35 protein-coding genes are annotated in these 26,467 nt (G+C 43.1%); 29 read left to right on the forward strand and 6 right to left on the reverse strand.

Annotation, left to right across the window (positions count from 1 at the left end; genetic code table 11):
• Positions 1-26 precede the first annotated feature (26 nt).
• Both BO225_RS12760 and BO225_RS12765 read left to right on the forward strand, forming a co-directional pair.
• On the forward strand, positions 27-473 hold the full coding sequence (locus BO225_RS12760; RefSeq protein ID WP_233120314.1) for a Gfo/Idh/MocA family oxidoreductase: 447 nt from the start codon (positions 27-29) through the stop codon (positions 471-473).
• Positions 474-511: 38 nt separating this feature from the next.
• A complete protein-coding gene (locus BO225_RS12765) occupies positions 512-778 on the forward strand; it encodes a hypothetical protein (protein WP_233120315.1) in 267 nt (88 codons plus the stop codon).
• Here the strand turns inward: BO225_RS12765 and BO225_RS08775 are convergent.
• Together BO225_RS08775 and BO225_RS08780 are read right to left on the reverse strand one after the other, a co-directional pair.
• Positions 775-1,413, reverse strand: coding sequence for a CatA-like O-acetyltransferase, family 2 (locus tag BO225_RS08775; protein ID WP_076341856.1), 639 nt, complete (start codon positions 1,411-1,413; stop codon positions 775-777). The two genes, BO225_RS12765 and BO225_RS08775, sit on opposite strands and share 4 nt — an antisense overlap.
• A complete protein-coding gene (locus tag BO225_RS08780) occupies positions 1,406-2,263 on the reverse strand; it encodes a helix-turn-helix transcriptional regulator (protein ID WP_076341857.1) in 858 nt (285 codons plus the stop codon). Before BO225_RS08780 ends, BO225_RS08775 begins: the two co-directional genes overlap by 8 nt.
• A 243-nt stretch (positions 2,264-2,506) precedes the next feature.
• Between BO225_RS08780 and BO225_RS08785 the strand changes: the two genes are divergently transcribed.
• From BO225_RS08785 to BO225_RS08875, 19 genes are all read left to right on the forward strand, one after another.
• Positions 2,507-2,944, forward strand: coding sequence for a MarR family winged helix-turn-helix transcriptional regulator (locus tag BO225_RS08785; RefSeq protein ID WP_076341858.1), 438 nt, complete (start codon positions 2,507-2,509; stop codon positions 2,942-2,944).
• Positions 2,945-2,967: 23 nt separating this feature from the next.
• Entirely contained in the window at positions 2,968-3,450 is a 483-nt protein-coding gene (locus BO225_RS08790; RefSeq protein ID WP_076341859.1) for a GNAT family N-acetyltransferase, read from the forward strand.
• 511 nt (positions 3,451-3,961) lie between these two features.
• A complete protein-coding gene (locus tag BO225_RS08795) occupies positions 3,962-4,249 on the forward strand; it encodes a transposase (RefSeq protein ID WP_076341860.1) in 288 nt (95 codons plus the stop codon).
• An 8-nt stretch (positions 4,250-4,257) separates the two neighbouring features.
• Complete coding sequence (locus BO225_RS12150; RefSeq protein ID WP_233120318.1) at positions 4,258-5,556, forward strand: IS3 family transposase; 1,299 nt, start codon at positions 4,258-4,260, stop codon at positions 5,554-5,556.
• The gene (locus BO225_RS08805) at positions 5,535-5,867 is read left to right on the forward strand and encodes a hypothetical protein (RefSeq protein ID WP_076341862.1); all 333 of its coding nucleotides are present in this window, start codon (positions 5,535-5,537) and stop codon (positions 5,865-5,867) included. Before BO225_RS12150 ends, BO225_RS08805 begins: the two co-directional genes overlap by 22 nt.
• A 93-nt stretch (positions 5,868-5,960) precedes the next feature.
• Entirely contained in the window at positions 5,961-6,884 is a 924-nt protein-coding gene (gene yhfZ, locus BO225_RS08810; protein ID WP_076341863.1) for a GntR family transcriptional regulator YhfZ, read from the forward strand.
• Positions 6,885-7,074: 190 nt separating this feature from the next.
• Positions 7,075-7,422 (forward strand): PRD domain-containing protein, encoded by a 348-nt coding sequence (locus BO225_RS08815; RefSeq protein WP_076341864.1) that lies wholly within the window; start codon positions 7,075-7,077, stop codon positions 7,420-7,422.
• Positions 7,423-7,433: 11 nt separating this feature from the next.
• A complete protein-coding gene (locus BO225_RS08820) occupies positions 7,434-8,756 on the forward strand; it encodes a YhfT family protein (RefSeq protein ID WP_076341865.1) in 1,323 nt (440 codons plus the stop codon).
• 43 nt (positions 8,757-8,799) lie between these two features.
• Positions 8,800-9,159, forward strand: a complete 360-nt coding sequence (locus BO225_RS08825; protein ID WP_076341866.1) for a DUF2620 domain-containing protein — start codon at positions 8,800-8,802, stop codon at positions 9,157-9,159.
• On the forward strand, positions 9,156-10,199 hold the full coding sequence (locus BO225_RS08830; protein ID WP_076341867.1) for an amidase family protein: 1,044 nt from the start codon (positions 9,156-9,158) through the stop codon (positions 10,197-10,199). Before BO225_RS08825 ends, BO225_RS08830 begins: the two co-directional genes overlap by 4 nt.
• Positions 10,187-11,041, forward strand: coding sequence for a phosphotriesterase family protein (locus BO225_RS08835; protein WP_076341868.1), 855 nt, complete (start codon positions 10,187-10,189; stop codon positions 11,039-11,041). Before BO225_RS08830 ends, BO225_RS08835 begins: the two co-directional genes overlap by 13 nt.
• A complete protein-coding gene (locus BO225_RS08840) occupies positions 11,038-12,135 on the forward strand; it encodes an aminotransferase class V-fold PLP-dependent enzyme (RefSeq protein WP_076341869.1) in 1,098 nt (365 codons plus the stop codon). Before BO225_RS08835 ends, BO225_RS08840 begins: the two co-directional genes overlap by 4 nt.
• Positions 12,126-13,301: an alanine racemase gene (locus tag BO225_RS08845; RefSeq protein ID WP_076341870.1), complete on the forward strand. Its 1,176-nt coding sequence runs from the start codon at positions 12,126-12,128 to the stop codon at positions 13,299-13,301. The genes BO225_RS08840 and BO225_RS08845 overlap by 10 nt, the downstream gene beginning before the upstream one ends.
• Complete coding sequence (locus BO225_RS08850; protein ID WP_076341871.1) at positions 13,283-14,488, forward strand: phosphopentomutase; 1,206 nt, start codon at positions 13,283-13,285, stop codon at positions 14,486-14,488. The genes BO225_RS08845 and BO225_RS08850 overlap by 19 nt, the downstream gene beginning before the upstream one ends.
• Positions 14,485-15,216: a threonine/serine exporter family protein gene (locus BO225_RS08855; RefSeq protein WP_076341872.1), complete on the forward strand. Its 732-nt coding sequence runs from the start codon at positions 14,485-14,487 to the stop codon at positions 15,214-15,216. The genes BO225_RS08850 and BO225_RS08855 overlap by 4 nt, the downstream gene beginning before the upstream one ends.
• A complete protein-coding gene (locus BO225_RS08860) occupies positions 15,216-15,632 on the forward strand; it encodes a threonine/serine exporter family protein (protein WP_083632163.1) in 417 nt (138 codons plus the stop codon). Before BO225_RS08855 ends, BO225_RS08860 begins: the two co-directional genes overlap by 1 nt.
• 144 nt (positions 15,633-15,776) lie before the next feature.
• Positions 15,777-16,034, forward strand: a complete 258-nt coding sequence (locus BO225_RS08865; protein WP_076341873.1) for a TetR/AcrR family transcriptional regulator — start codon at positions 15,777-15,779, stop codon at positions 16,032-16,034.
• Positions 16,035-16,112: 78 nt separating this feature from the next.
• Complete coding sequence (locus BO225_RS08870; protein WP_076341874.1) at positions 16,113-16,349, forward strand: hypothetical protein; 237 nt, start codon at positions 16,113-16,115, stop codon at positions 16,347-16,349.
• On the forward strand, positions 16,346-17,692 hold the full coding sequence (locus BO225_RS08875; RefSeq protein WP_076341875.1) for a phenylacetate--CoA ligase family protein: 1,347 nt from the start codon (positions 16,346-16,348) through the stop codon (positions 17,690-17,692). The genes BO225_RS08870 and BO225_RS08875 overlap by 4 nt, the downstream gene beginning before the upstream one ends.
• 70 nt (positions 17,693-17,762) lie before the next feature.
• Here BO225_RS08875 and BO225_RS08880 read toward each other — a convergent pair whose 3' ends face one another.
• Both BO225_RS08880 and BO225_RS08885 read right to left on the reverse strand, forming a co-directional pair.
• The gene (locus BO225_RS08880) at positions 17,763-18,068 is read right to left on the reverse strand and encodes a NifU family protein (protein WP_083632164.1); all 306 of its coding nucleotides are present in this window, start codon (positions 18,066-18,068) and stop codon (positions 17,763-17,765) included.
• Positions 18,069-18,078: 10 nt separating this feature from the next.
• A complete protein-coding gene (locus BO225_RS08885; RefSeq protein WP_076341876.1) occupies positions 18,079-18,543 on the reverse strand; it encodes a divergent PAP2 family protein in 465 nt (154 codons plus the stop codon).
• A gap of 115 nt (positions 18,544-18,658) precedes the next feature.
• On the opposite strand from BO225_RS08885, the gene BO225_RS08890 reads away from it, so the two are divergent.
• From BO225_RS08890 to BO225_RS08920, 7 genes are all read left to right on the forward strand, one after another.
• Positions 18,659-19,585, forward strand: a complete 927-nt coding sequence (locus BO225_RS08890) for a ribokinase (RefSeq protein ID WP_076341877.1) — start codon at positions 18,659-18,661, stop codon at positions 19,583-19,585.
• 68 nt (positions 19,586-19,653) lie between these two features.
• Positions 19,654-20,925 carry a glucose-6-phosphate isomerase gene (locus tag BO225_RS08895; RefSeq protein ID WP_076341878.1) on the forward strand — a complete coding sequence of 424 codons (1,272 nt, stop codon included), beginning with the start codon at positions 19,654-19,656 and terminating at the stop codon, positions 20,923-20,925.
• Between the two features lie 128 nt (positions 20,926-21,053).
• Positions 21,054-21,854, forward strand: a complete 801-nt coding sequence (locus tag BO225_RS08900; protein WP_076341879.1) for a phosphate ABC transporter substrate-binding protein — start codon at positions 21,054-21,056, stop codon at positions 21,852-21,854.
• A complete protein-coding gene (pstC, locus tag BO225_RS08905) occupies positions 21,841-22,722 on the forward strand; it encodes a phosphate ABC transporter permease subunit PstC (protein ID WP_076341880.1) in 882 nt (293 codons plus the stop codon). The genes BO225_RS08900 and pstC overlap by 14 nt, the downstream gene beginning before the upstream one ends.
• Entirely contained in the window at positions 22,709-23,605 is an 897-nt protein-coding gene (gene pstA, locus BO225_RS08910; protein ID WP_233120316.1) for a phosphate ABC transporter permease PstA, read from the forward strand. The genes pstC and pstA overlap by 14 nt, the downstream gene beginning before the upstream one ends.
• Positions 23,606-23,611: 6 nt before the next feature.
• The gene (pstB, locus tag BO225_RS08915; protein ID WP_198936122.1) at positions 23,612-24,367 is read left to right on the forward strand and encodes a phosphate ABC transporter ATP-binding protein PstB; all 756 of its coding nucleotides are present in this window, start codon (positions 23,612-23,614) and stop codon (positions 24,365-24,367) included.
• A 632-nt stretch (positions 24,368-24,999) separates the two neighbouring features.
• Positions 25,000-25,590, forward strand: a complete 591-nt coding sequence (locus BO225_RS08920; RefSeq protein WP_076341882.1) for a helix-turn-helix domain-containing protein — start codon at positions 25,000-25,002, stop codon at positions 25,588-25,590.
• 50 nt (positions 25,591-25,640) lie between these two features.
• Here the strand turns inward: BO225_RS08920 and BO225_RS08925 are convergent, their stop codons facing one another.
• A complete protein-coding gene (locus tag BO225_RS08925; RefSeq protein ID WP_158023822.1) occupies positions 25,641-25,907 on the reverse strand; it encodes an integrase core domain-containing protein in 267 nt (88 codons plus the stop codon).
• Positions 25,908-25,942: 35 nt separating this feature from the next.
• On the reverse strand, positions 25,943-26,314 hold the full coding sequence (locus BO225_RS08930) for an IS3 family transposase (protein ID WP_076341884.1): 372 nt from the start codon (positions 26,312-26,314) through the stop codon (positions 25,943-25,945).
• Here BO225_RS08930 and BO225_RS12405 point away from each other — a divergent pair.
• Positions 26,307-26,459: a hypothetical protein gene (locus BO225_RS12405; protein ID WP_158023823.1), complete on the forward strand. Its 153-nt coding sequence runs from the start codon at positions 26,307-26,309 to the stop codon at positions 26,457-26,459. The two genes, BO225_RS08930 and BO225_RS12405, sit on opposite strands and share 8 nt — an antisense overlap.
• The last annotated feature ends 8 nt before the right edge of the window (positions 26,460-26,467 follow it).

Below are 26,467 nucleotides of genomic sequence, written 5' to 3' on the forward strand. Positions count from 1 at the left end.
TCAAATATGTTTGTAATCTAAATGAGATGCTTCAAGATCCGCAAATCGATCTAGTAATCGTGGCTACAAGGCATGATTCGCATTTTGAATTTGCAAAAAAAGCGCTGATGGCCGGAAAACACGCGTTGGTAGAAAAGCCATTTGTGATGAGCGAAGCAGAAGCTCGTAAATTGTTCGCTCTTGCCAAAGATAAAGGGGTCATGCTTCAAGCATACCAGAATCGTCGGTTTGATTCGGTTTTTTTAACGCTTAAAAAGGTGATCGAAAGCGGAAAACTAGGAACGCTTTTGGAAATCGAGTCGCATTATGATTATTATCGTCCCGAAGTGTCAGAGAAGATGGACGCTTATTCGCGGCTGAATTCGTATGTATATGGTTATGCCTGCCATACGATCGATCATATCATCGCCTTATTTGGAAGTCCAAAACGGGTGGTCTATGATGTTCGATCCACTTTAGGTAAAGTAAAATAAACGATTATTTTGACATCGATTTTTTCTACGAAGAACCGTTGAAAGTTTCGATCAAATCTAGTTATTTCCGCGTGAAGGCTCGTTTCAAATTTGTCTCGTATGGAATGCTGATCTGGTATGACAAGAATGATACGTATCATGAAGAAAAAGTCGTTTCTGTCGATGGCAATTACGCACAGTTTTATGAAGCGATCTATGAGTCACTGGTCAACGGTGCAGAACCGCTCGTTAAAGAATGGCAGACGATCGAACTTATGCATCAATTGGAAGCGGCTTGTGAAAGCTTGGAACAACAGTTCGATTAAGTCGTTCCACTTTTAAATGTTAAGATCGCTTCTTCTAGCTTTTTCAAAAAACATCCAGCTTGCTTTCCATCCATTTGGGTATGGTGGAATTGAAAAGAGATCGTCAATAATGCTTGGGGACCATCAATCCGATATTTTCCCCAGATCAAAAACGGATTGTTGAAAATCCCGCTGTTCATTCCGATTGCTCCATCGAGTTCTACATCTACGATTGCCGAGGTGCCGATCACCATACATTGTAAAGAGAGGTCCTGATCTTTGCAGGTTCTATAAGCTTTTTGTGTAGAGTGCAAATAATTGGCATTGAATTGTTTGAGATCTTCGGTATAGCGGATATCGCATGAACTGATTTCTCCTTTTTTGTTTGCGACGATCGTGTTGATCGCAAGCTGGTCGAATTTGTATAGTCGTCCTTCTAGTGGAAGAAGCTCAAACTCTTTGATGGAAGAAGCGGCTTGTCCAATACAATACAGCATAAGCATGTTTAATTTCATGTTGAATCGTTTCGATGCTTGAATGATAGGCATAATATCGTATGTTTTGAAAAAGGTCACCATTGGATTTGGAGCATTCATCCACAGTTCGAATGCCGCAGCTCTTGTGGTTGTCTTTGGATCGATTTCTTTTCTACTCATATTTATTCCTTTCTTTCTTTTTGTCATTTACAGGCAAGACGAAGTGTTGCGTTGGATAGTCAAACTCAATGGAGCATTCTCGTTCCATGAAACCAAGTTTTATGAATTCTTCGCGGTATCCAGTATCGGCTGGATCGTATTTCCGAAATGTCGAGATCCAGATTTCTTGATTTGGACAATAGGTTTCTTTCAACGCGTTTAAAAAAAGCTGGGTGAGCTGGCTATTCCGATATTGAGGATGAATGCCTAGAAAGTCGATCCAGCAAGGATGAGAACGAAACACTAAAGCACCGATCAATTCATGTTCATGTTCGATCAAAAGCGCTCGTTTTTGTTCGATCGCAATTTCTAGCTGAACTCGGTATTCGACTTCATTTAAACTAGGATATCCGTCCACAACTAGATGAAGCAAGGTGATCCAAGATGGAATATCGGATTTTTTTGCGTGTCGAATCGTGGCTTTGGACAATATGAAATCATCATACATGTCCTGAACGTTCATTCGTAGCTGCAAAGGATAGTATTGCTTCTGTTTTCGAAATTTGGCTGGTGGTATTTTATACATTTTTCTGAATCGATTCGTAAAGGTACGCTGGCTCTCATAGCCGCTCCATAGTGCGATTTCCATGATGGGTCGCTGAGTTTGTGCTAGAGATCTTGCCGCTTCGCTTAGGCGGCGTCGAAGAATATAGGTATGGATAGATAATCCGATGGTTTTCGTAAATAGGCGATGTAAATAGTATTTTGAATAATGCATGGAGGCGGCGAGCGTATCCAGATCGATATTTTCATGGAGATGGTCTTCGATATACTCGATGATTTTCTGAACAATATTTACATTTTGAGCCATTTCAGATCCTCCTTTCTTTTTTATTTTACCAAGATAGAACAGAATCGTTTTCACTTAGATTGCGGTCTTAGAAGAAAACATCACGCTTTTTGAAGAAAAAGGGTGGTGTTTTTCATATTCTTGAATGATAGATAGAGTATGGAAAGGTGCAATACAGACTAGAGAATAAAATGTGTTGACATTGTCAACGCATAGAGGTATATATGAGTTGATAAAGTCAACTCATATATTGGAGGGAATACGATGAATGAAGATTTGATAAAAAAAATACGCCGGTTTAACCGGTACTACACTATCTGGTTGGACGTTTTGAATAAAGAGTATTTGGGAATGAGTTTCTCATGGCCTGAATCGAGAGTGTTATTTGACATCTATAAGAACCAAGGAATCAATGCCACTGAATTATGTGAGCATTTAAACATGGATAAAAGCTATGTAAGCAGAATTCTCGCAAAACTTGAAAAAAAAGGATTTATAACGAGAAAACTTGTTTCGGGGAGCAAGGGAATTAAAAAATTGTATTTAACTAAAACAGGAAGTGAAGAAGCGAAAAAAATAGACTGGAATGGTGATCAACAAATTAGTGAAAAATTAAAAAATATAGATCAAGAAGATTGTGATCGATTATGTGAAGCCATGGAACGGATTGAACATATATTGTGTAAAAATGATGAAAAATAAATTGAACTTTAGGAGGAACTGTTATGAAGATCGAAATAGTTTTAGCTTATAGGCATCCACAAGATATACGTGCTCTATTTTCAGAATATACAAATCTGTTAATTGCGAATGATCGTTCGTTTCAGAAGTATCTTGATATTCAGCGCTATGAAGAAGAAATAAATCATTTAGAAAAAAAATACGGTATGCCCTTTGGAAGATTGTATTTGGCGTATTGTGATGGAGAAGTTGCAGGTTGTATTGGATTGAAAGGTATAGATCAAAAGAACTGTGAAATGAAACGCCTTTATGTAAGACCACCATTTAGAGGAAAAAATATTGGCAAATTGCTTATACAAAAAATCATAACTGACGCAAAAGAAATTGGTTATTCTTATATGTTGTTAGACACTCTTCCTTTTTTAGAAAAGGCGATTAATGTGTATAAACAATTTGGATTCTACACGATAGATTGTTATAACAACAGTCCTATGAGTACATCGATCTACATGAGATTGGATTTATGATTTATATTCTATTTTTAGAAATTGCAGATTGAGCTGAATTCGTTAAATACGAGAGCGATACTCTTTTTTGAATGTGAAATTGTTTTTAATTTTCAACCATTCACCGAACATTTGGGCACCATGGTAAACATCATGATGCCTTTTTTTTGGAAACAAAAAAGAAGGAACCATTATGATCAGCCCCCTGTCAAGTAGACACGGGAAATAATTTACTGGAGATCCGCCTCTTTAATAGCACTTGCTATTAAAGAGGCCTTTTTTTTATCTATACCTTCCCAGTATTTTTTGATTCGTTTATTCTCTTTGATTGGATACAGTACCGGTTCATCGGTTGCTTTTTACAGCTTCTCTTACTTCAGATGCAGTAAGACCGTGAAAACGTTCTTGTGGATATTCATTCATATAATAGTGGATTTAGTATTAATGGTGCATCCCTTAAACCTCTGAAAATTCAAGTGGTAGAATGTCATAAGAAGAACAATTTGAATTCCAGAATGAGGAGGAATGAAAAATGGCAAAACATTATGACAGAGAATTTAAAGAACAGGTGATTCAGTATGTACTCGATCATCCTGATCTTCCCTACACGCAGATCGCCAAACAGTTCGGAGTCCATGACACAACAATTGGAGGATGGGTAAAAAGCTATAAAGAGCATGACGATCAAGTCATTGTTCGAGGGTCTGGCAACTACAGCAGCGATGAAGCCAAAGAGATCGCTCATCTTAAAAAAGAGCTCAAAGACACGCAGGACGCACTGAATGTATTAAAAAAAGCGATCAGTATACTCGGCAAATAACAGCTCGTATCCTCTATCGATCGGTTCGGGAATACAAAGAGAAACATCCCAAAGCATCGGTAGCGGGTATACTGGCAAAACGGGATAAGAGCACTTCCGGCTACTACAAGCATTTGAGATCCAAACCATCCAAGACAAAAGTCCGGCGGGAAAAAACAAAAAAAGCAATCGTCAAGATCTACAACGATTCGCACCAGATCTATGGCTCTCCCAAGATTGCCGTGATCCTCCACAAGCATGGAATCCAAGGATGCCAGAAGTATGTCTATTCGATCATGAAAGAAGCCAATATCAAACCGAAATATCTGAAACACAAGATAAAAACGACCATATCTAAAGGAAATGATCGAAAACTTCACAATCTTCTGAAAAGACAATTCAATCCAAAAGATCTAGAGCGCGTATGGTGTACCGATATCACCTACATCTGGACAGAAGAAGGATTTGACTATCTGACCAGCGTGATGGATCTGTATTCCAGAAAAATAGTCGGGTGGGTGATGACTCGAAATATGGAAGCCGCAAAAGTTCTGGAGTGTATAGAAATAGCCAAAAGAAGACGAGGAATCAAAAAGCCATTGGTGATCCACAGCGATCAAGGAGTGCAGTACACAAGCGAAGAATACAAAAACAAGACAGAAGGAATGGAAAGATCGTATTCGAGAAAAGGCAATCCATGGGACAACGCCTGCATCGAAAGCTTTCATTCACTGATCAAGAGAGAATGGATCAACTTCTACCATTTCGAAACGATGAAAGAAGCGAAGAAAGCCGTATTCGAATATATAGAAGGATTCTACAATACGATCCGGATCATCAATGGAGCGTATATCAAAGAGGGAAATACTATCAAATATCGCCTTCCATATCATATTTTGGTCGGAACACAAATGCTGGAATATGATCGATCTTTTTTAGGGGCCCGATTGTTCATGAACCAGTTCAATGGCAATTTGATCGTTTCTGGGGCTTTTGGGCTCTTTCAAAAGAAGGCTATCGTACAAGTGGGCAGCTATGCGCGAGATTCGCTAGGCGAAGATATGGAACTTGTCATGAAGCTCCATGCCTATTTTCGGCAAAATCAGCTTCCGTATACGATCGAATACGTGCCGCAAGCGGTATGCTGGACTCAAGTGCCGACTTCAGTCAAAAATATTTTCACCCAGCGAAGGCGGTGGCATGTTGGATTGATCCAATGCTTGAACAAGTATCGAAGAATGCTTTTTCGCTGCGCTTTGGTCCGCTTGGCTGGTTCTCGTACCCTTATTATTTGTTTTATGAATACTTGGCCCCGATCATTGAAGTGATCGGTGTTGTCGTGACTTTGTTGACACTTGTTATCAATATCATCAACATTCCGTATACGATCGTTTTTTTCTTTGTGTATTTTGTTTTTGGGATCATCATGGGCATCAGCGCTTTTTTAGCGAGGATCTATTCCCAGAACGTCTATCTTTCAAGACGCGATATTTTTCGAGCGATTGTTTTGGCTTTCGTGGAAGTGTTCTTCACCCAGTTCGTCATATTGTCCGCGAGGATCAGCGTGCTCTTCTTGATCTGCAAGAAAAAGCTAGAATGGGGAACGATCCAGCGCAACGGTTTTGGCGAAGAGCGATAAGATTTGCAAAATATACATTAAACTGTATAATAGAAGCCATAAAGGAACACGGTCATCGCATCGGATTTGAACGACCGTAAATTGGGTGGACCTATGGAGATTCATGATCTGTTATACAGCAAGAATGGGCTTTCAACGAAAATATTAGCCAAACGTATGCTTTGTTTTGAGGAAGGAGAGAGGATCCCGACTGTCAGCGAATGGAACAAGGAGATCCATTTAGCAAGAGGCACCGTGCAAAACGCGCTCAAGCTCCTTCAAAGCTGCGGAGCTGTCGTTTTAGAGGCGCATGGACAATCAGGGACGCTGTTGAAAAAGAAGGATATGGCAAAGCTCTTAGAGATCTCGGGGATCACGCAAATCTTAGGTGTGATGCCTTTGCCTTATTCAAAACGGTATGAAGGATTGGCGACTGGCTTGGTGGCGAATGTCGAAAATCGGTATGATATTCCTGTTTCGCTCGCTTTTATGCGCGGATCTAAAAATCGGGTATCTATGGTGCTTTGCGACCGGTACGATTTCGCGATCATTTCAAGATATGCCGCCGAAAAAATGATTGAGGACGGTTTAGAAATCGAGATCGTCAAAAGCTTAGGGATGTTTTCCTATTTATCCAAGCATGTGCTAATGTTTCATGATCCGTATGTCGGCAGCATAGAAGATGGGATGAAGATCGGTGTCGATGGCTCTTCGGTCGATCAAAAGAAGATGAGCGAGATCGCTTGCCGAAATAAATCGGTTCAGTACGTGGAAGTCGAATATACGCAAGTGGTGAAGAAAGTCATTTCTGGCGAAATCGACGCGGCCGTATGGAATATGGACGAAATCCAGGAAAAGCTTTACTCGATGAATTATATTCCGCTCTCGATCGATGACGACAAAGATACCGAAGCGGTGATCGTCACCCATCGCACGCGTCAAGAAGTGGCGAAGATCCTGGATGATTTGATCCAGACGGATTTTGTCCGCAAAAATCAGCAGCTCGTCATTGAGGGCAAGATGATCCCCAGTTATTGAGACAGGAATTCCTGTCTTTTTTTTTTGGAAGCGCTAAACTTGACATAGAAAGGGTATATCCTTATGATTTACCTGTAAATATAAATTATTTTGTATATTTTAGAACGGAGAGAGAAAAGGAGGCTTTATTTTTTTTAACACAAATATACAAAATATTATATATTGGTTATTTTATATGAAGGAGGTACCTATGGATCATTTAGAACTTCTACAATCCTCAGGTTTGATCGCGCAAGAAACATGCTTGAAAGCAAAAAAAGTCGAAATCGAGTGTATCCAACGTTTTGGAAACTCTGAAAAGACCGAAATGTTTATCACCCATTACGCTCTCGCCTTAGAACGACATCAAAAAGGCGAAATTATTCCTGGACTTCAAAAAGAAGCCGTCGCTGAAATTTATAGTCATCCTGATCTCGAGGCTTGTCGTCAATTTTTAGACGAGCTCGAATTACTGAGCGGATCGGATCTTTCTTCGATCGAAGAAGAATTCATCTTGATCCATCTTTTGAATCTCATCAACGAAAAAAACAATAAATAAGAGGAGTGCTTATGTTCAACTATATCATTGCCGCATTGATCGGCGCGATGTCTGCCGTATTGGCAAACCGGAATATTGCCGTCTATAACGATGGCTTCCGACCTGTCTATACAGAATATCTCAATGGAAATATGGACCGCAAAACTCTGGCCACTACTTCGTTTGCGGTCAGCATCGGTCTAGTCATCGGATTTGCTTTCACGAATTCGATCGCGATGGGGATCGTCATCATCCATACATATTTATTGATGGGCGATATCATCGGAACATGGTTCCCGGACAATAAAAAAGGATTGATCCTTTCTGCAATCGTCGGGGCTCTGTGGGGAATCGCCGTCGTAACCTTCATGTCGTCGATCCAAGCCTTCTTCGCGATGTTCCCAGTCAACTTCCTGCCACAACTTGCCGGCGTGGCGGACTATGTTGTCGCGACATTCGCTGTGTTCCCGGCATTGGTGGTCGCTTATCAAAATGGAGTCAAAAAAGGGATCATTACAGCAATCGTGACATTGGTTGGCTATATGCTTGTCGCGCGCTTCGGTGTATTTCAGATCGGGGATTTCACGCTTGCTCTCAACGCGCCAGGTATGGCGATGCTGATTGGCACGATCGTCATGATAGTCTTTGCCGTCAAGACAAAAACAGATGCGCAGGGCGCGGATCTTACGAATATTTTTAGCGCCAACATCGATGTGATCAAGAAAAACTGGTTCTATTTCGCGATCATGGGTGGACTTCTAGCGTGCGCGGCCTCGCAATGCTATTTGACGACAGATGTGATTTCGGGTCCTCTTGCGTTGAAAGGATCGTTTGCGGAAGCGGCTTTGGTCGCGATGGTCAGAGCGATCGGCTACATTCCTTTAGTGTATACGACAGCGATCGTTACAGGTGTCTTCTCGCCAGCCGGTTCTTATTTTAGTATCGCAGGTGGATTATTCGTAGCGGCCATGGGTCTAAGCATGCCAATGGAACCGATCGTAGCCTTCTTAGTTGGAGCGCTGATCATGGGTTTAGAAATCGTTTTGCTTGGCACGATTGGAAGCTTGCTGGATAAATTCCCGGCCTTAAGAGAACTAGGCGATCATATTCGCGACGCGATGTCAAAGATCCTAGAGCTCGCCCTTCTAGTTGGAGGATTCACTTCGTCTTTTGCGATCATGAATGAAGTAGGCCTCGGCTCTCTTGGCCCGATGGCGGTCATGATCATTTGGATGCTGAATAAATCGGCGAAAAAGCCGATGCTCATACCATTAGCCGTTGGTCCTGTTGTCGCGATCCTTTTAGGAATCGTCGCCAATTTGATCAAGATCTTAGGTCTAGCTGTGATCGTATAAAACAAGCTTAATGAAAAGAACAATAGAATAGGAGAAAAAAAAGATGTTAAAAATCGTAGTAGGCGGTGCCTTGAATAAAAACGAAAACGCGGAATTGATCGAAAAATATGGAAATGGACAAGTCGAAGTCAAAGTCATGGGAGACTTGCAGGCAGCGATGGCTTTAAAAAACGGACAAGCCGATTATTATTTTGGATCTTGTCAAACTGGCGCTGGAGGCGCTTTGTCGATGGCGATCGCTCTGAATGGAATGAGCAAGTGCGTTCCAGTGGCGATGGTCGGAAAAGTGCTGAGCGATGAAGAAATCGAGCAAGCGATCAAGGATGGAAAAACGGCGTTTGGATTCGTACCTGAAGCGGCTGCTTCGGTGATTCCTGTGATCATGGATGTGCTGTTGAAATGAGCCGGGTCAAAAATTACGCCAAAAAGACGCTTCTAGCAACACTTGATCCAGGGCATTCGATCGATCATCTTTTCATGAACGCCCTGGATTCGATCGAAGAAGACAACGACATTCAATATATGGGTGTCAAAAATGTCCGCCAGATCCCCACCTCCTTCATTCAAACGCTCATAGACAACGGGTTCGCGCTTCATACTTATGATGGCCACAGCCACAATGGTAGAGCCATCGATTACGCAAGGATCAATCCGATCACTGGAAAATGGATGACAGGCTCTTCGAGCGGAAGCGCGATCAATGTCTTTTATGGCATCAACGATCTAGGGATCGGGACGGATGGTGGCGGATCGGTTCTAGCTCCCGCTCTTGCCGTCAACTGTTTTGGCTTTATTAGTCCACTACTGGCGGAAGAGAAGATGAAACGATTCACGAAAAAATCAACCGATGGGATCGAGTTTTATCCATCGCTTGGCTTTATCTCGAACTCTTGGAAGACGATGGTCAAGGCGATCGAAGCCACTTTGCCACTTCCTAAAGCTCAAAAGCCGATCCTCCTTCACGCGCCAGAAGGCTTGATCGACTCTTTGCCAAAGGAAAGCAAAAATGTGCTACAAAAATCAGGATTGAAATTTGAAACAGTAAAGATACCATGTTTTGAAGATGAGAGGCAGCCAATGATCGAATTTTTATCCAAAGAGCTGCAAGAATGCGATGTGTTCTTGAACTTCGAAAACAAAGTCGATTTTTATGGACTTGGCGATAGCGTGCTTGGTCATTTTGATCAAGAAACAAAGGCGTTCCAAAACAAAAGTGGCAAAACGCTCATTCGTGTAGCCAATATGGTCAAAGCGACAGCCTTATGCGTTCCTGCTTTCGAGCTATCTAGCGGCTTTACTCTTTATTGTTCTTCCTCGCTTGAGAAGATCGCGGATCTATTGAAGATCGCAAACACTTTACGGGTGAAAGAAGACGAGCTGATCCAACGCTATTTTCGTGATACAGCTCCTTATTTTGAACAAGGTTTGATATGGAACCATTAGAAGGGTATACATTGATGCATGAACATATGCATCTCGATCTATCTTACGTCAAGCACGATCCAGATACTTGTCTAGACTGCTTTGAACAAACACTAAAAGAACTGCAAGAACTCTACGCCAAAGGCGTGCGTCGGATTTTAGAAGTCAGCAATATCGGAATGGGGCGGGATCTTGCGTGGATCCAAAAGCTCGAAAAACGATCGGGAATCCAGATCGTGACTTCTACCGGATTTTATAAAGAGCCATTTCTTCCAGATCTAAGCGTGGAGGAAATGGCGGCCTTGATGATCGAGGATCTAAAGAGTCAAAAAGCGCAAGTCATTGGCGAAATTGGAACATCGTATCAAAAATGGAAAGAACAAGAACGCAAAGTGTTCGAGGCAGCCGTTTTGGCGCATCAAGAAACAGGCGCGCTGATCACGACGCATACGACCTTAGGAACGCTTGGTCTTGAACAAGCGCGCTATTTGATCGAGAACGGTGTGGATCCAGATCGGATCATCATTGGACATATGGATCTGAGCAACGATTTGCATACGATCTTAGACGTGCTCGCTCTTGGTGTCAATATTGGATTCGATACGATCGGGAAAACGAATTACTTGCTGGATGAAAGGCGTGTCGAGCTTCTTTGCGAGCTCGAGAAAAGAGGGCTGATCGATCATGTCGTTCTTTCGATGGATATCACGCGTAAAACGCAGCTCAAAGATTTTAAAGGAAAGGGATACGCCTATTTGCTCGATACGTTCGTGCCATTGCTTAGAAAGGCGAATATGAAGGAAACATCGATCCAACAGATGCTCAAACAAACACCAAACCGTTTATTAGGAGGTAAGCTATGAAAACGTATCCGCTCGAAAGCATATCGCTAAAACAAGCCAAAGAATTTCAATTCAAGATGGTCGACGCGATCACAAAGACTTTTTCGGGAAAAGAAAGCTTGAGTCGGGGCGATCTAGGAGTCGTTCCTGGCTTGAACAAGCCGAAAACGACATGGAAAGCGGAACAGGCGATCGCGCGCTTTTTCGATGCCGAAGCGGCGATGCTTGTCCGTGGTTCGGGGACGGGAGCGATCCGTTACGCTCTTTTTGCGACCACGAAACCCAATGGAAAGCTTCTTGTTCACTCGGCTCCGATCTACAGCACGACAGAAACTTCGATCCGAATGCTAGGGCTTGTTCCGATCATGGCGGATTTCAACGATCCAGAAATGATCAAACAAGTCATGCAGGAGAATCCGGATATCGAGGCCGCGCTCATTCAATATACAAGACAGGTTCCAGAGGATCATTACGATATTAAGGAAGTCATCGAGACGATCAAAGCACAAAAAGAGATCCCGATCGTCACGGATGACAACTACGCGGTGATGAAGGTCAGCAAGATCGGAAGCGAGTGCGGGGCGGATCTTTCGTGCTTTTCCACTTTCAAGCTGCAAGGACCCGAGGGAATTGGATGTATTGTCGGAAAGAAAAAATATATAGATGCTTTGATCAAAGAACACTACTCAGGCGGCTCGCAAACGCAAGGCTGGGAAGCGATGGAAGTGCTTCGAGGTCTTGTCAGCGCGCCTGTCGCATTAGCTATCCAAGCCGAAGTCAACGAAGAACTGCTTCAAAGAATCCAAGAGCTGCCGCAAGTCAAAGACGCTTTTCTTGCCAACGCTCAATCTAAAGTGCTAATCGTAGAGTTTCATGAACCGATCGCGCAAAAAGTACTTGAGCGAGCTGAAAAGCTAGGGGCTTTGCCAAATCCAGTTGGAGCGGAATCAAAATACGAGATCGCGCCGATGTTCTATCGTGTCTCGGGCACGTTCATCAAATCGGATCCTTCTCGCAAAGATTCGATGATCCGGATCAATCCGAATCGAAGCGGAGCAGATACGATCGTATCGATCTTGAAGCAGGCGCTGGAAAGCGAGGAAGCATGTTCCTAAAAAAAGTAGTGGAAAGAAATCCAAGTCTTGTAGAAGCGGGGTTTCATTTGATGAATACACATACGATCTTGCCAGATACGTATGTCGTGGATGTCGATCAGTTTGTAGCCAACGCCAAAGCGATCTTAGAAAAAGCCAACCTCTATGGGATTGACTTGTACTTTATGCTCAAGCAGATCGGACGGAATCCATACTTAGCCAAAAAGCTAGTCGAGCTCGGGTATCCTGGAGCTGTCGCGGTCGATTATAGGGAAGCGGAAGTGTTGATGGCTCACGACATCCCCATCAGCAACATTGGACATCTTGTGCAAGTACCGCAAGGCTTTTTAGAAAGAGTCGTAGCGTATGAGCCAGACTACCTCACGGTCTTTTCACTCGATAAGATCGAGGAGATCGAAAAGATCTGCGCGAAGTTGAACAAAAAACAAAAAGTGCTGCTCAAAGTCGTGGGCGAAGACGATGTATTGTATACGGGCCAGTTTGCCGGCTTCGAATTGAAAGATCTCGATCAGGTCGTAGAAACGATCAATAAATTCGACCACATTCAAATTGGCGGTGTCACTTCTTTTCCTTGTTTCTTGGTGGATGAAACGAGCGGGAAGGCAAAGCCCACGCCAAATCTTGAAACGCTTTTGCAGGCCAAAGCGGTCTTAAAAGCGCATGGAATCGAGGATATCAACGTGAATGCGCCTTCCGCGACTTGTATCGAAACGTTAGAAGAAATGGCAGCGTGCAAATCGATCACGAGCGCAGAACCAGGACACGGTTTATCAGGGACTACACCGCTACATGCCCACAGAACTATGAAAGAGATTCCTTGCGTGATCTATATGAGCGAGATCTCGCACAACTTCAAAGAGCACGCGTATAGTTTTGGGGGCGGACATTATCGGCGCTCGCATATTCAATATGCTCTTGTTGGAAGATCGCTCAAACAAGCCGAGTGGACGAAAGTCTTGGATCTAGATCCGACGTGTATCGATTATTATTTTGAGCTGGAAAGATCGTTTCCGGTTTCATATCCTGTGTGTATGGCGTTTCGGTTTCAGATTTTCGTGACGCGTTCGCATGTAGCGCTTTTGGAAGGTCTTCATCATGGAGATCGAAAAAGGATCGGTTTGTATGATAGTCAAGGAAGGAGTATCGTATGGGAAGATTTATCGTGATCGTCCTCGATGGGTTCGGGATGCAGGCGATGAAGGATGCGGCGATCGTTCGCCCAGGGGATGAAAACAGCAGCACGCTAGGCAGCTTGCTTCATGATTTTCCTGATCTTAAGCTGCCCACTTTAGAATATCTTGGTTTGATGAACGCGTTTGGTCAGGAAAGTAGGGCGATGAAGTTTTCTTCTTCGGCTTCCTTTGGACGATGTGAGCTGATGCATTTTGGAGCGGACACGTTTCAAGGGCATCAAGAGATCATGGGAACCAAGCCGAAAAAGCCTGAAGTGCATGATTTTCAACAAAAGATCTACGAAATCGAGAAGATCTTGCTTTCCAATGGGCATCAAGTCGAGCGTCTTGGCGAGAAAGGATTGGAGTACTTGCTGGTGGATCAATATTGCACGGTGGCGGATAATATCGATTCGGATCTAGGGATGGCGTATAATTGCACGGCTCCTCTTGATTTTCTTTCTTTTGATCAAGAGATGGAGATCGCGCGTCTTGTTCGAAGTGTTGTTTTTGTCAACCGGGTCATCGCTTTTGGCGGGACAGGGAATACGATCGAAGATATTTTAAAGGCTGAACAAGTGCGGGAAGGAAAATATATTGGTTTGCTCGCTTCCGCGACAAAGTCGTATGAGCAAGGGTATGAATGCCGGCATCTTGGCTATGGTGTCGATCCAAGCGTGCAGGCGCCCATGATCTTAGGCAAGGCTAGCATTCCCGTGTCTTTGTTTGGCAAAGTGGCGGATATCGTTCATAACGAGTATGGCAAATCGGTTTCAATGGTGGATACAGCCAAGGTGCTTGATCTTACGATCGAAGAAATGAAAACGATGGAGCATGGGTTTATTTGCACGAATGTGCAGGAAACCGATCTAGCGGGGCATTCGCAAGATCCGCTCCGGTATAAAGAGGTGCTTGAGATCGCGGATCAAAAGCTAAGACAAATTGTCGAGTTGGTGAATGAAGAGGATGTGCTCGTGGTCATGGCGGATCATGGCAACGATCCGGACATTGGCCACAACAAGCATACAAGGGAGAACGTCCCTCTGCTCGTGAAAGCTAGAAAGGAAGGGGTCGATCTTGGTTTGCGCGCCTCTCTTTCGGATGTGGGCGCGAGCGTGTGCGATTATTTTGGGGTTGAGGCTCCAGAAAATGGGACGTCGTTCTTGCCTTTGATTCGATGAAAGCGTCATGGAGCGAAGGATCGCTTGCGGATGCGATCGTCTTGGCGGGATCGATCTTGTTGGAGAACGGAGCGGAAACGCGTCGGATCGAGGATACGATGTTTCGGCTGGCTCATGTCTATGGGGCAGAAGAGATCGAGACGTACGCGACACCAGGCATGTTGATGGTTTCCTTTTCCTACCATGGAAAGAGTGTCTGGAGGATGAGGCGGACAAGAGTTCGTTCGACAGATCTTGAAAAGATCGATCAGATCAATTCTCTATCGCGTCTCGCTTCAGCCAACGCACTCCCTTTAACCCAATTGGTTCAAGAATTGAAGCGCGTGCAAGAAGGGGCGGGTGTTGAAAACAAGCAGTTCATTTTGGGGGCTGCCACTTCTTCTTTCGGATTCGCGCTTCTTTTTCATGCTTCCTTCTATCAAGCTTGTATGGCGGGGATCCTAGGAGGGACTTGTGGTTTATTCTTGCAAAGATCGAAAGCGAAGGGTGTGTTCAAGAACTTGATGGCGAGCGCTTTTATTTCCTTTTTTGCTTCTTTCGCTCATTCTAAGCTTATATTGTTGGGGGCTCTTATGATCTTGGTTCCAGGGATGCTTTTGACCAACGCTTTGCGGGATATCGTGAATGGAGACCCGATTTCGGGAATGTCAAGGCTTGGGGAGGCGATCACGATCGCGGCCTCGATCGCTTTGGGTAATTTGGCGATTCAAATGCTGGGGTGTTTTTGATGAAAGGGGTCATTGGCGCTTTTTTGGGCGCTCTGGGGTTTGGCTTGATGTATCATCTTTCGGGGAAGAAGCTTTGGTGGACGGCGCTTTGTGGAGGGGTTGGTCAGTTTATTTGCTTGCTTGTTTCAAGATGGACAGATTCGGCGATGGCTCCCATGTTGGTGGCCGCCTTTTGTGTCAATAGCTTTGCGGAAATCTTGGCTCGTCGATTGAAGGCGCCTGTGATCGTGTTTTTGGTGTGCGCTCTGATTCCGCTCGTTCCTGGAAAAGGGATCTATGAAGCGTTGTTGTGTTGTTTAAGCGAAAATGGCGCGAGCATGGAGGCGGCATCGAAAACATTGCTGGAAGCTTCGGGGATCGTGGCTGGTTGCGCGATCAGTTCGTGGTTGTTTTATCGGAAATCAAGTGAAGAATGAATATGTCTAAGGCAAATTGAGATTGGCCGCTTATTCTTAATCCTCATTAAGAGTAAGCGGCTTTTGCTTGTCTTCAAGAGTCGTGTCACTATAAAATATCTTAAGATATATATCGTAGGATATTTCATAGAAAAGAGGAGCGATATGCCACCAAGACGAAAAATAACGAAAGAAATGCTGTTAGACCATGCTTTTCAAATAGCTGAAAGTAAGGGAATTTCTGCTGTAACCTCACGAAGCGTTGCAAAATCGGTAGGATGTTCTGTTCAGCCTGTTTTTAGCCAGTTTCCAACTATGGAAGAACTGCGGCAAGCGACCTTTGATTATGCGTGTAATAAGTTTGTAGACGAGGTATTAGTTTTTGAAAATCAGCCCGACTTTATGCTTAAAGTAGTTTCATGAACAATAGACCTTGCTCGAAACAGACCACACTTATACCGTTTGCTTTATTTGTCGGGCGGTTTTCAAGGAAAAACCCTAATGGAATCTATGATGACGTATGAAAGCAATCAAAAAATGATAGCAAAAATGACAGAACTATACGGATTGGACACAGAAAACTGCAAAGATATTCTAATGCGTAGCTGTTTATTCCTATTGGGAATCGGAACAATGATTTGTGAAAATCACTTTTCTTATACAGACGAACAGATTTCCCAAATGATGAAGCAGACGGTTGCGGATCTGGTGCAGGGAGCAAAGAGGCGCAGCATATGAAACAAATCGGATTATTGAGGGCATTGGCACTGACACGCAAGGCGAACAAAATGAGTAATCAAGAGCGGATTGCTTTGCAGCAACGCCGCTTGAAGGAGCTAATTGCCTATGCGAGGAAAAATAGCTCATACTTTTCGAAGCTGTATAAAGGCATTGATAAGGACTGTCCTTTATCAGAATATCCGACTACTAATAAGGCGGATATGGCAAAGCACTTTGACGAATGGTTTACAGATCGTTCGATCACAAGGGACATTGTAGATAGTTTTATGTCAGACCTTTCCAATGTGGGGAAGAAATTAAACGGAAAATATCTGGTTTACACCACTTCTGGCTCAACTGGAACTCCTTGTATTGTCCTATATGATGACACAACTATCAATGTTTCCTCTGCGATTGGTGTTTTACGCAGTTTTGCAAGGAAAGAAGATATGAGGTTGTTTATGCAGTCGGGCGGAAAAGCCCTTGCCCTTTTTGCCGACAACGGTTTTTATCTTGGAAGCGGCTCAGGCAAGTATCAGCTTCGTAAAATGCCATGGAAGAAAAGAAAAATGAAAGCCTTGGATGTTCGAAAATCGAATTCCGAAATTATTGCTTTGTTGAATGCGTACCAGCCATCTATGATTGGCTGCTATCCTTCCGCGATGGAAATACTGGCTGCCAAACAGGAAAAGGGAAATTTGCATATTCGACCAGCCATGATCATGACGGGTGGAGAAAAGCTGAACGACGATGTACGGGAATATTTGTCCAAAGTGTTCGGCTGTTATGTGCAGACCAATTATTCTTGTACGAAGGGAGGCACAGTTGCTTGCGAATGTACCGAAAGACACTTCCATATAAACGATGATTGGATAATTGTTGAAGCTGTTGACGAAAACAATCAGCCTGTTCCGTTTGGAACCCAGTCAGCAAAGGTATTACTTACAAATCTTGCGAATAAGATATGCCCTATCATCCGTTTTGAAATAACGGATAGGATTATTCTTCATAAAGAACCATGCGCGTGTGGCAATTCCAGACCGTGGCTTACTTTAGAAGGTAGAACAGATGACATTCTGGTATTTGGGAATGGCATCAAGTTTGCTCCGCTACCTCTCTATGCCATATTAAAAGAAGTTCAAGGAATAGAAAGGTTTCAACTTATCCAACATGTGAATGACCGTTTGGAGCTGTGGCTGATAGCCAAGAACAAACAGGAACAATTTGCGAAAGCAAAACAAGCGATCGAAGCGCATTTGCGTCAGAATGGAGTAGATGCCAAGATTTATTTATCAAACAGTGATCCCTCTGCAGATCCAATAAGTGGAAAATTCAAACATGTTGTCGCAAAGAAGAGCTGATGCTTGATCGAAAAGAAAAGCGAAGTTCCCATTCATGAATAGGATCTTCGCTTCTTTTATTTTGATTATATCAGACAAGAACGACGTCGCGGATGCCTGGGACTTCATCGAGAAGCAATAGGCGGATCCCAGACGAGAAATCATCGGCGGCCATCATACAGCCGGCGCATGCGCCTCGAAACGAGACATAGGCTACATTTTGTTCGTCGATGCCTAAAAGTTCGATATCGCCTCCATCGTGCTGGATGTAGGGGCGGATCTTATCGAGGCATTGTTCGACTTCTTCTTCGGAAACGAGGATGTTGGCTTCTTCGTTTTCTTTCGCTTCTTTTTCGAGTGATTGTTCTAGCGTTTCTGTTTTATTTTCTTCAGACATACTGTACCTCCTACGCAATAAACATCGGCAGCAGGATCATCGGCACGATCAAGCCGACAAAAAAGCCGCCGAGAACTTCGATTCCTTTATGACCTAAGATCGATTTGAGTTTTTCTTGATATATAGGGTCGTCTAGATTGAGTCCGACCATCGTTTTTAAGTCTTTGATCAACTGTTGGGTCAACGCGATGTTTTTTCCGCTGTAATATCGAACGTGACAGGCATCATACATGACGATCAACGAAAAGATGCATGTGACATCGAATATTGCGGAATCAAAACCTTCTTGGATCCCGATCGCTAAAGACAAGGCGGTGACGGTCGAGGAGTGGGAGCTTGGAAAGCCGCCGCTCATCAAGACCCAATGAAGATCCCAGGATCCAGTCCGGTAATAGTATACAAATGTTTTGGCGACTTGCGCAACCAAATTCGCGAGCAGAGCGCTGATCAAAGGGAACAGGGATGCAGGTAACATTCGATCATCTCCTAAATGTCATTATTATACCATACTTGGGTTAGGATCGATGGTTTAGACACTAGAATCGTTTATAATACTAATGAAATACTATTGAATAGAAAGAAGGAGATCTATGGCTGTATTCGTGATCGGTTCAATGAATATCGATATGTTTTTTGATGTGGATCATTTTGTTCGCGCTAAAGAAACGCTTTTGCCTGATCGGTGCGAAGTGCTTCCAGGAGGAAAAGGGTTGAATCAGGCATGCGCTTGCTCGAAAGCGGGAGCGAAGACGTTCATGGCTGGAAAGATCGGAAGCGATAGAAAAATACTTCTTGACGCTCTGAATCAAGCTCGAGTCGATGCTCGATTCGTTCAGATCGACGAGAATGACATGAGCGGAAGAGCGATCATTCAAAGAGATCCTAGTGGCGAGAATTGTATTTTATTGGTTCCTGGACTCAATCACGCTTTAGAGTGTGAGGATTTTGAAAATGTGTTGGAGAAGATTGGCGAGAATGATATTGTCCTACTTCAAAACGAGATCTCGAATTTGTGTGTCCTAGCTAAATTGTTAAAGGAAAAAGGAGCGTTCGTAGTGTTCAATCCTGCGCCAGTTACGGATTCGATTCCAAAAGACCTTTCGTTTGTTTCTATTCTTGTGGTCAATGAAGTGGAGATCGAACAGCTACTTTCGAAAACAGGAGATCCAAAGAAGTTGTGCGAGGAATGGCTTGGATCCTATCCAGATTCTTCGATCGTTCTGACTTTATCGAACCATGGATCGATGTTCGCGAACCGGAATCAAATGTTGTTCATGCCTTCCTTTCCGGTCAACGCCATCGATACGACTGGCGCAGGAGATACTTATATTGGCTATTTTTGCGCGCTTCTCGATCAAGGATCCGAAATCGAGAGCGCGCTCCAGTTCGCTTCGGCGGCCGCTGCGCTTTCGGTCACAAGAGCAGGGGCGGCTACTTCGATCCCGGAACGAAAGGAAGTGGAAGCTTTGATCGAGAAAAGCGATATCCTATGCCAAAGAGCGAATCAAATGGTCTAGGACTTATTGTTTTTAAAAAGGAGTGTAAATGGTATAATAAGAAAAATGGTACGAAGGGAGAATAACGAATGTTAACGTTAGATTTAAACCATGCAAAATTAAAAGAAGATGTTAAAAGCTATCAAGAAGAGGTCAACAAGATCGATGAGACTTTAAGAAATCACACTTGTAAAGGAAACGACTTCACGGGATGGCTGACTTGGGCGCAAGACTATGACCGCAATGAATTCACCCGCATCAAAGAATGCGCGAAACGTATCCAGGAAAACGGGGATGTATTGGTCGTATGCGGTATTGGAGGCTCGTATTTAGGCGCAAGAGCGGCGATCGAAATGATCAACGGGATCTATCCGGAAAACCAGATCGAGATCGTATATTTAGGAAATACGTTCTCAAGTTCTTATATCGCGCAAGTGATGAAATACATCGAAGGAAAGAGCGTCTATGTGAATGTTATCTCAAAATCAGGAACAACGACGGAAACGGCTCTTGCTTTCAGAATCTTGAAACAGTTCATGGAAGACAAATATGGCGAAGAGGCAAGCTCGCGCATCATCGCGACGACCGACAAAGCTAGAGGAACGCTTAAAGCGCTCGCCGAAGAACAAGGTTATGAGACTTTTGTCATTCCGGATGATATTGGAGGACGCTTCTCTGTCATCACACCTGTCGGCGTGCTTCCTATGGCGGCGGCCGGTATCGATATCGACGCGTTCATGAAAGGATATGCGGATGGTTCTGGCGAATATTCGGATCCTGATCTTGATAAAAACCCAGCGTATCGTTACGCGGTCGCTCGTCGTATTTTGCAGAATCAAGGCTATGATGTCGAATTGTTCGTCAATTATGAAACGCAAATGCAGATGGTGGCTGAATGGTGGAAACAGCTTTTTGGCGAAAGCGAAGGAAAAGATGGTCTTGGTATCTTGCCAGATAGCGCCAACTTCTCGACAGATCTTCACTCACTAGGCCAATTCGTGCAGGATGGTAAAAAAGTATTGTTCGAAACAAACCTCTATGTCGATCAACCAATGATCGATATCACGTTCCCGAACGATAAAGAAGACAAAGACGGCATGAATTATCTTGCTGGAAAATCGGTCGACTGGGCAAATAAGATGGCGGCCAAAGGAACTCTTATGGCGCATGAAGAAACGGGTGGTATTCCTAACATCTTGATCACGATGCCAAGCATGTCCGCTTATGATTTTGGAAATATGTGCATGTTCTTCTTCAAAGCGATCGCGATGACAACGCTCATGAACGGAAGCAATCCATTCAATCAGCCTGGCGTTGAAGTCTACAAGAAAAACATGTTCAAGCTGTTAGGAAAAGAATAGTCGTTCGATTACGGGATTGGTTAGAGTCAAACAGTGTGTTTGGCTCTTTTTTTTACATATTTTTTACAAAATCAAGAATCAGAGTTGATGTTCAATCACTAAAGTAAAGGCATAGAAAGAAGGATTTTATGAAAAAACTAGCAACTATGATTGGACTCTGTACTTTGATTTTATTCAGTGGATGCTCAAACTCGAAAAAAGAGAATGTGTCCTTGAATGGATCGACCTCGATGGAAAAACTTGTCGGCACGCTAAGCGAAGTCTATCAAAAAGAAAATCCAGAAACAGACATCACATATGATCCGACAGGATCGGGCGCTGGCATTCAAGCTGTACAAGAAGATCGGTGCGATATCGGTCTTTCGAGTCGCTATTTAAAAGAAGAAGAAAAAGAAGCAGGACTGAAAGAAACGATCGTAGCTCTTGATGGTATCGCTGTGATCGTCAACCCTGAAAATCCAATTTCCGACCTCTCGTTGGAACAAGTCGCCGACATCTTTACCGGAAAGATCACCAACTGGAAAGAGCTAGGCGGAAACGATCAAGAAATCGTATTGATCGGACGGGAAGCAGGAAGCGGAACAAGAGACGGTTTTGAAACGATCACCAAAACTGAAGAAAATTGTCAATATCGACAAGAGCTCACTTCGACAGGCGATGTGATCACGACAGTCTCCAGCAATCCAAGCGCGATTGGGTATGCTTCTTTGGAAGCGCTTGGCGATTCGGTAAAAGCGCTTTCGATCAATGGGGTGCCATGCGATGTTCAATCGATACAGGATCAAAAATATGCGCTTGTAAGACCCTTCATTTATGTCACCAAAAAAGAACTCGAAGGCGCGTCGAAACAATTTTACGACTTTTCGACCAGCCAAAAAGCCGTTCCTTATATAGAACAGGTAGGGCTTGTCGTTTATGAAAACCATTAAAAACAAAACGATCGAACAAATCGCGTCCTGGATCTTCTTTGCGATCGGGATGATCACGATCCTTTGCGTACTTGTGATCACACTCTATTTGATCAGTTCTGGCCTTCCGGCGATCCAAAAGATCGGACTCAAAGAATTCTTATTTTCAAGTACATGGAATTCTACGGGAAGCGATCCAAAATTTGGGATCCTGCCTTTCATTTTGACGAGTTTATATGGAACGCTTGGCGCTTTGTTGCTTGCGGTTCCTGTTGGCATTGGCTGCGCGATCTATCTATCCAAATTCGCGCCTCCTGCTTTGAAGAGATGTCTTTTGATGGGCATCCAAGTATTGGCGGGTATTCCTTCCGTCGTCTTTGGCTTGGTTGGAATGGTCGTTCTCGTTCCTTGGATCCGTTCTATGTTTCATTTGAGCGATGGGGCTTGTTTGTTGAGCGCGATGATCGTGTTGGCTATCATGATCTTGCCTTCGGTCGTCAATGTTTCGCTAAACGCATTAGACGCTGTTCCTAGCGAATATGAAGAAGCTTCGATTGCTTTAGGGGCGACAAAGCTAGAGACTGTAAGAAAAGTGAGTTTTCCTGCTGCTCGAAGCGGAATTCTCGCTTCGATCATCTTGGGGACGGGAAGGGCGATTGGAGAAGCGATGGCGGTGATCATGGTTTCGGGCAATGTCGCGAATATGCCGAATATGTTTCAGAGTGTGCGTTTTTTAACTACGGCGATCTCAAGCGAGATGTCGTATGCTTCGGGTCTTCAAAAAGAAGCACTGTTTTCGATCGCTCTTGTCTTGTTTGTCTTTATCTTGCTCACGAATACGATCTTATCGAAACTTATGAAAGAAGTGCAATCCAATGATTCCCATTAAAACAAAAGAAATGCTTCTGATCCAAAGAAGCGCAGAAAAAACAAAACCGAATTATAGAAAGTGGAAAGATCGCCTATTCCAAGCTTCTTTATGGGGCGCGATGAGCGTCTGCGCTGTATTGACGTTTTCGCTCATCGTGTATGTCGCGATCAAAGCGGTCCCGAACATCAATCTTGATTTTTTGCTTGGTCAACCAAGTTATATTGAGGATACGATCGGTATTTTGCCTGCGATCCTCAATACGCTCTATTTACTGCTAGGCCCTCTACTCTTTGTCGTACCCCTAGGCGTGGGGGCGGCGATTTATTTAAATGAATATTGTAAGAGCGCGCGTCTTGTTTCGCTGATCGAATATACGTCCGATATTTTGTCCGGGATCCCATCGATCGTTTATGGTCTTGTGGGGATGTTGTTTTTTTGTCAATTTTTCAATTTGCAGACTTCGATCTTGGCGGGCGCTTTGACGCTTGTCATCATGAATATTCCGACGATCATGAAAACGACGCGCGAAAGTTTGAAGACTGTGCCAAATTCTTATCGTGAGGGGGCTCGGGCATTAGGAGCGGGCAAGTGGAAGACGATCCATACGGTTGTTTTAAAAAGCTGTAGGAGCGGGATGATCACGGGAATTTTGTTGACGGTCGGAAGGATCCTTGGTGAATCGGCGGCTCTTCTCTTGACGGCTGGTTTTGCGCAAGTGCTCAATCCAATTTATGAAGGAATGTTTTCTTCGGGCGCTTCTTTATCGGTGGCGATGTATGTGTTTGCGAAGGAGCGGGGAGAATTTGATGTTGCTTTCGGGATCGCGGGTATCCTGCTTATTTTGACGCTCATTATTTCGGTTGCGGCGCAGATCTTGGAAGCGAGAACGAAAGAGAGATGATATATGATGAATCCTGTTTTACAAGCGAAAGGGCTTGATCTTTGGTATGGTGATCATCAAGCGCTTCATTCGATTTCGCTTGATATTTTTGAAAAGACAGTGGTCGCTTTGATTGGTCCGAGCGGATGTGGTAAATCAACTTTTTTGAAAACGCTCAATCGAATGAATGATTTGGTCGATAGTGTCCGGGTAGAAGGTGATGTGTTGTATGAAAGCCATGATATTTTTGATCCAATTCTTGATGTGAACGATCTGAGAAAAGAAATTGGCATGGTTTTTCAAAAGCCAAATCCTTTTCCAATGAGTATTTATGACAATATCGCTTATGGGCCTAGGATCCATGGGATCAAAAACAAGCGGGTTCTTGATCAAATCGTTGAACAAGCTTTAAAAGACGCGGCTCTTTGGGACGAAGTGCATGATCGGCTCAAAAAGAGCGCTTTGTCATTATCGGGAGGGCAACAACAGCGTTTGTGTATCGCGCGCGCTTTGGCGATCCAGCCCAAAGTGTTGTTGATGGATGAGCCAACGAGTGCTCTAGATCCAATTTCTACGGCCAAGATTGAAGAATTGATCGATCAGCTTAAAACGAAGTATACGATCGTGATCGTCACTCATAATATGCAGCAGGCGATGCGGATCGCTGATCAAACCGCCTTTTTCTTGATGGGAGAGCTGATCGAGTTCAACGATACGCAAGAGTTGTTTTTAAGACCGCAAGATCCTAGAACGAGCGACTATGTCAATGGGCGATTTGGATAGGAAGAGAATAGTATGAACAACTAGGATGCAGTCTACACAAACAAAAGAGGAAGATTGATATTTAACCTAGCAAAAACCGCTATTCCAACAATGTGAAATGAAATGGCTAAAAAGAGTTTCCCACAAATTATTTTTATATACGAAGGCATCAATCGTTTCATGAGTAAACTGAAAACTTTAATTCCAATCCATAAAGCGCTAAAAGCAATTTGGAATTATCTCGTACAAAAACCCGGGAAAAAAAGTGTTTTCTCAGGTTTTTCTGTATGAGTAAACTCTAAAATGATAAAATTTTAGCGGCTTGGAGGGTAAAAAAAGGTATATAAAAGCTACTGCATTTAGTATTAATGGTGCATCCCTTAAACCTTTGAAAATTCAAGTGGTAGAATGTCATAAGAAGAACAATTTGAATTCCAGAATGAGGAGGAATGAAAAATGGCAAAACATGACATGGCTTTTTTGATTTGCCATCCTGCTTGTATCGATTCTGGATTATTGATTTTCAAAAACTTGTACAGGAAGGAAAAGCAAAATAAGACGATCCATAGGTGATTCAATCGAATGGATTGGCTTTTCTGCTCAGAATGGAGAAGCATATTGCTCATATAAAAAAGTTTTTATAAAATCGTATTATGAACGATATTAGAAATTTGTTTATCCATCAAAAAAGATTAGAAAAAGGACTTTCTCTGGAAGAGTTGGCTGATGGAATTTGTTCACCTTCCTATCTTTCGCGGATCGAGCAAAATAAAGTCGTACCGGGTGAAGAGTTTTACAATTTGCTCGAAACGAAGCTTGGGATTCATTATTTAGAAGATCAGGAGGAAGAACGATTAAATGCGATGCTCGATTCATATTTTAAACTGTATTTTGCAGAAGATCCAGATCTTCCTTTGGTTGCCAAAAAGATCAACAATAGTGCCGATCAGATGAAGGGATCAAGGCATTTTATAAAGTATTTGTTGTTTACGTATTTTTTCTCTTCATTTGAAAATAAAGAAATTCAAAATGAGCTCAAAAAATATCAAGACTTTATGAAGCAGGAGGAAGCAGAGCTTTATGAGTTTTCGCTTTCTTTGACAATGGACGAAAAGAGAGAAAATGGATTGATGAAAGTTTTTCAGAGAAAGGCCAGGGGAATTCGTTTGATGGATCAGCATCATTATTTGAAAGCGTATTGGTACTATGTCAAGTTTGAGGACAATCTAAATTTCTGTTTTTGACAAATCCGAAAAAAATTGTTCCGCTTTCCATTGACTAGGGATCCCCATCGTCAATGCCGCTTCCTAGTTTTTTCTAAACGCATTTTTTTCAATATCTTGTAGTTGTTCTCGTATTCCATCGGAGATTCGTATCCGCAATGGGAATGGATCCGGATCGTATTGTAGAATCCTTCTATATATTCGAATACGGCTTTCTTCGCTTCTTTCATTGTTTCGAAATGGTAGAAGTTGATCCATTCTCTCTTGATCAGTGAATGAAAGCTTTCGATGCAGGCGTTGTCCCATGGATTGCCTTTTCTCAAATACGATCTTTCCATTCCTTCTGTCTTGTTTTTGTATTCTGGAGTCATTACTATACGCGCTCTAGATCTTTTGGATTGAATTGTCTTTTCAGAAGATTGTGAAGTTTTCGATCATTCCCTTTAGATATGGTTGTTTTTATCTTGTGTTTCAGATATTTCGGTTTGATATTGGCTTCTTTCATGATCGAATAGACATACTTCTGGCATCCTTTGATTCCATGCTTGTGGAGGATCTCGGCAATCTTGGGCGAGCCATAGATCTGATGCGAATCGTTGTAGATCTTGACGATTGCTTTTTTGTTTTTTCTCGTCGGACTGTAGACGTTAAGATAAATATGTACATAAACGATGAGATAAATATGTACAATTTCTAAAAACAGATTGTAAAATTCTCTTATTTGCAGGGAGGATTTTATGATCATTACTTTATCAATCAACAACTCGTTGCGTGTTGATTCTTTGACAGATTTGAACAAGCTTATGCCGCTTATGAAGGAGGGTGTTTTGAAATTGAACAAATCCAAGATTGCCCGTGAACTCGATGTTCGAGTGCAGAACGGTCGATAATATCTGAA

Source organism: Dubosiella newyorkensis (assembly GCF_001945605.1).
GTDB classification, from domain to species: domain Bacteria; phylum Bacillota_I; class Bacilli_A; order Erysipelotrichales; family Erysipelotrichaceae; genus Dubosiella; species Dubosiella newyorkensis.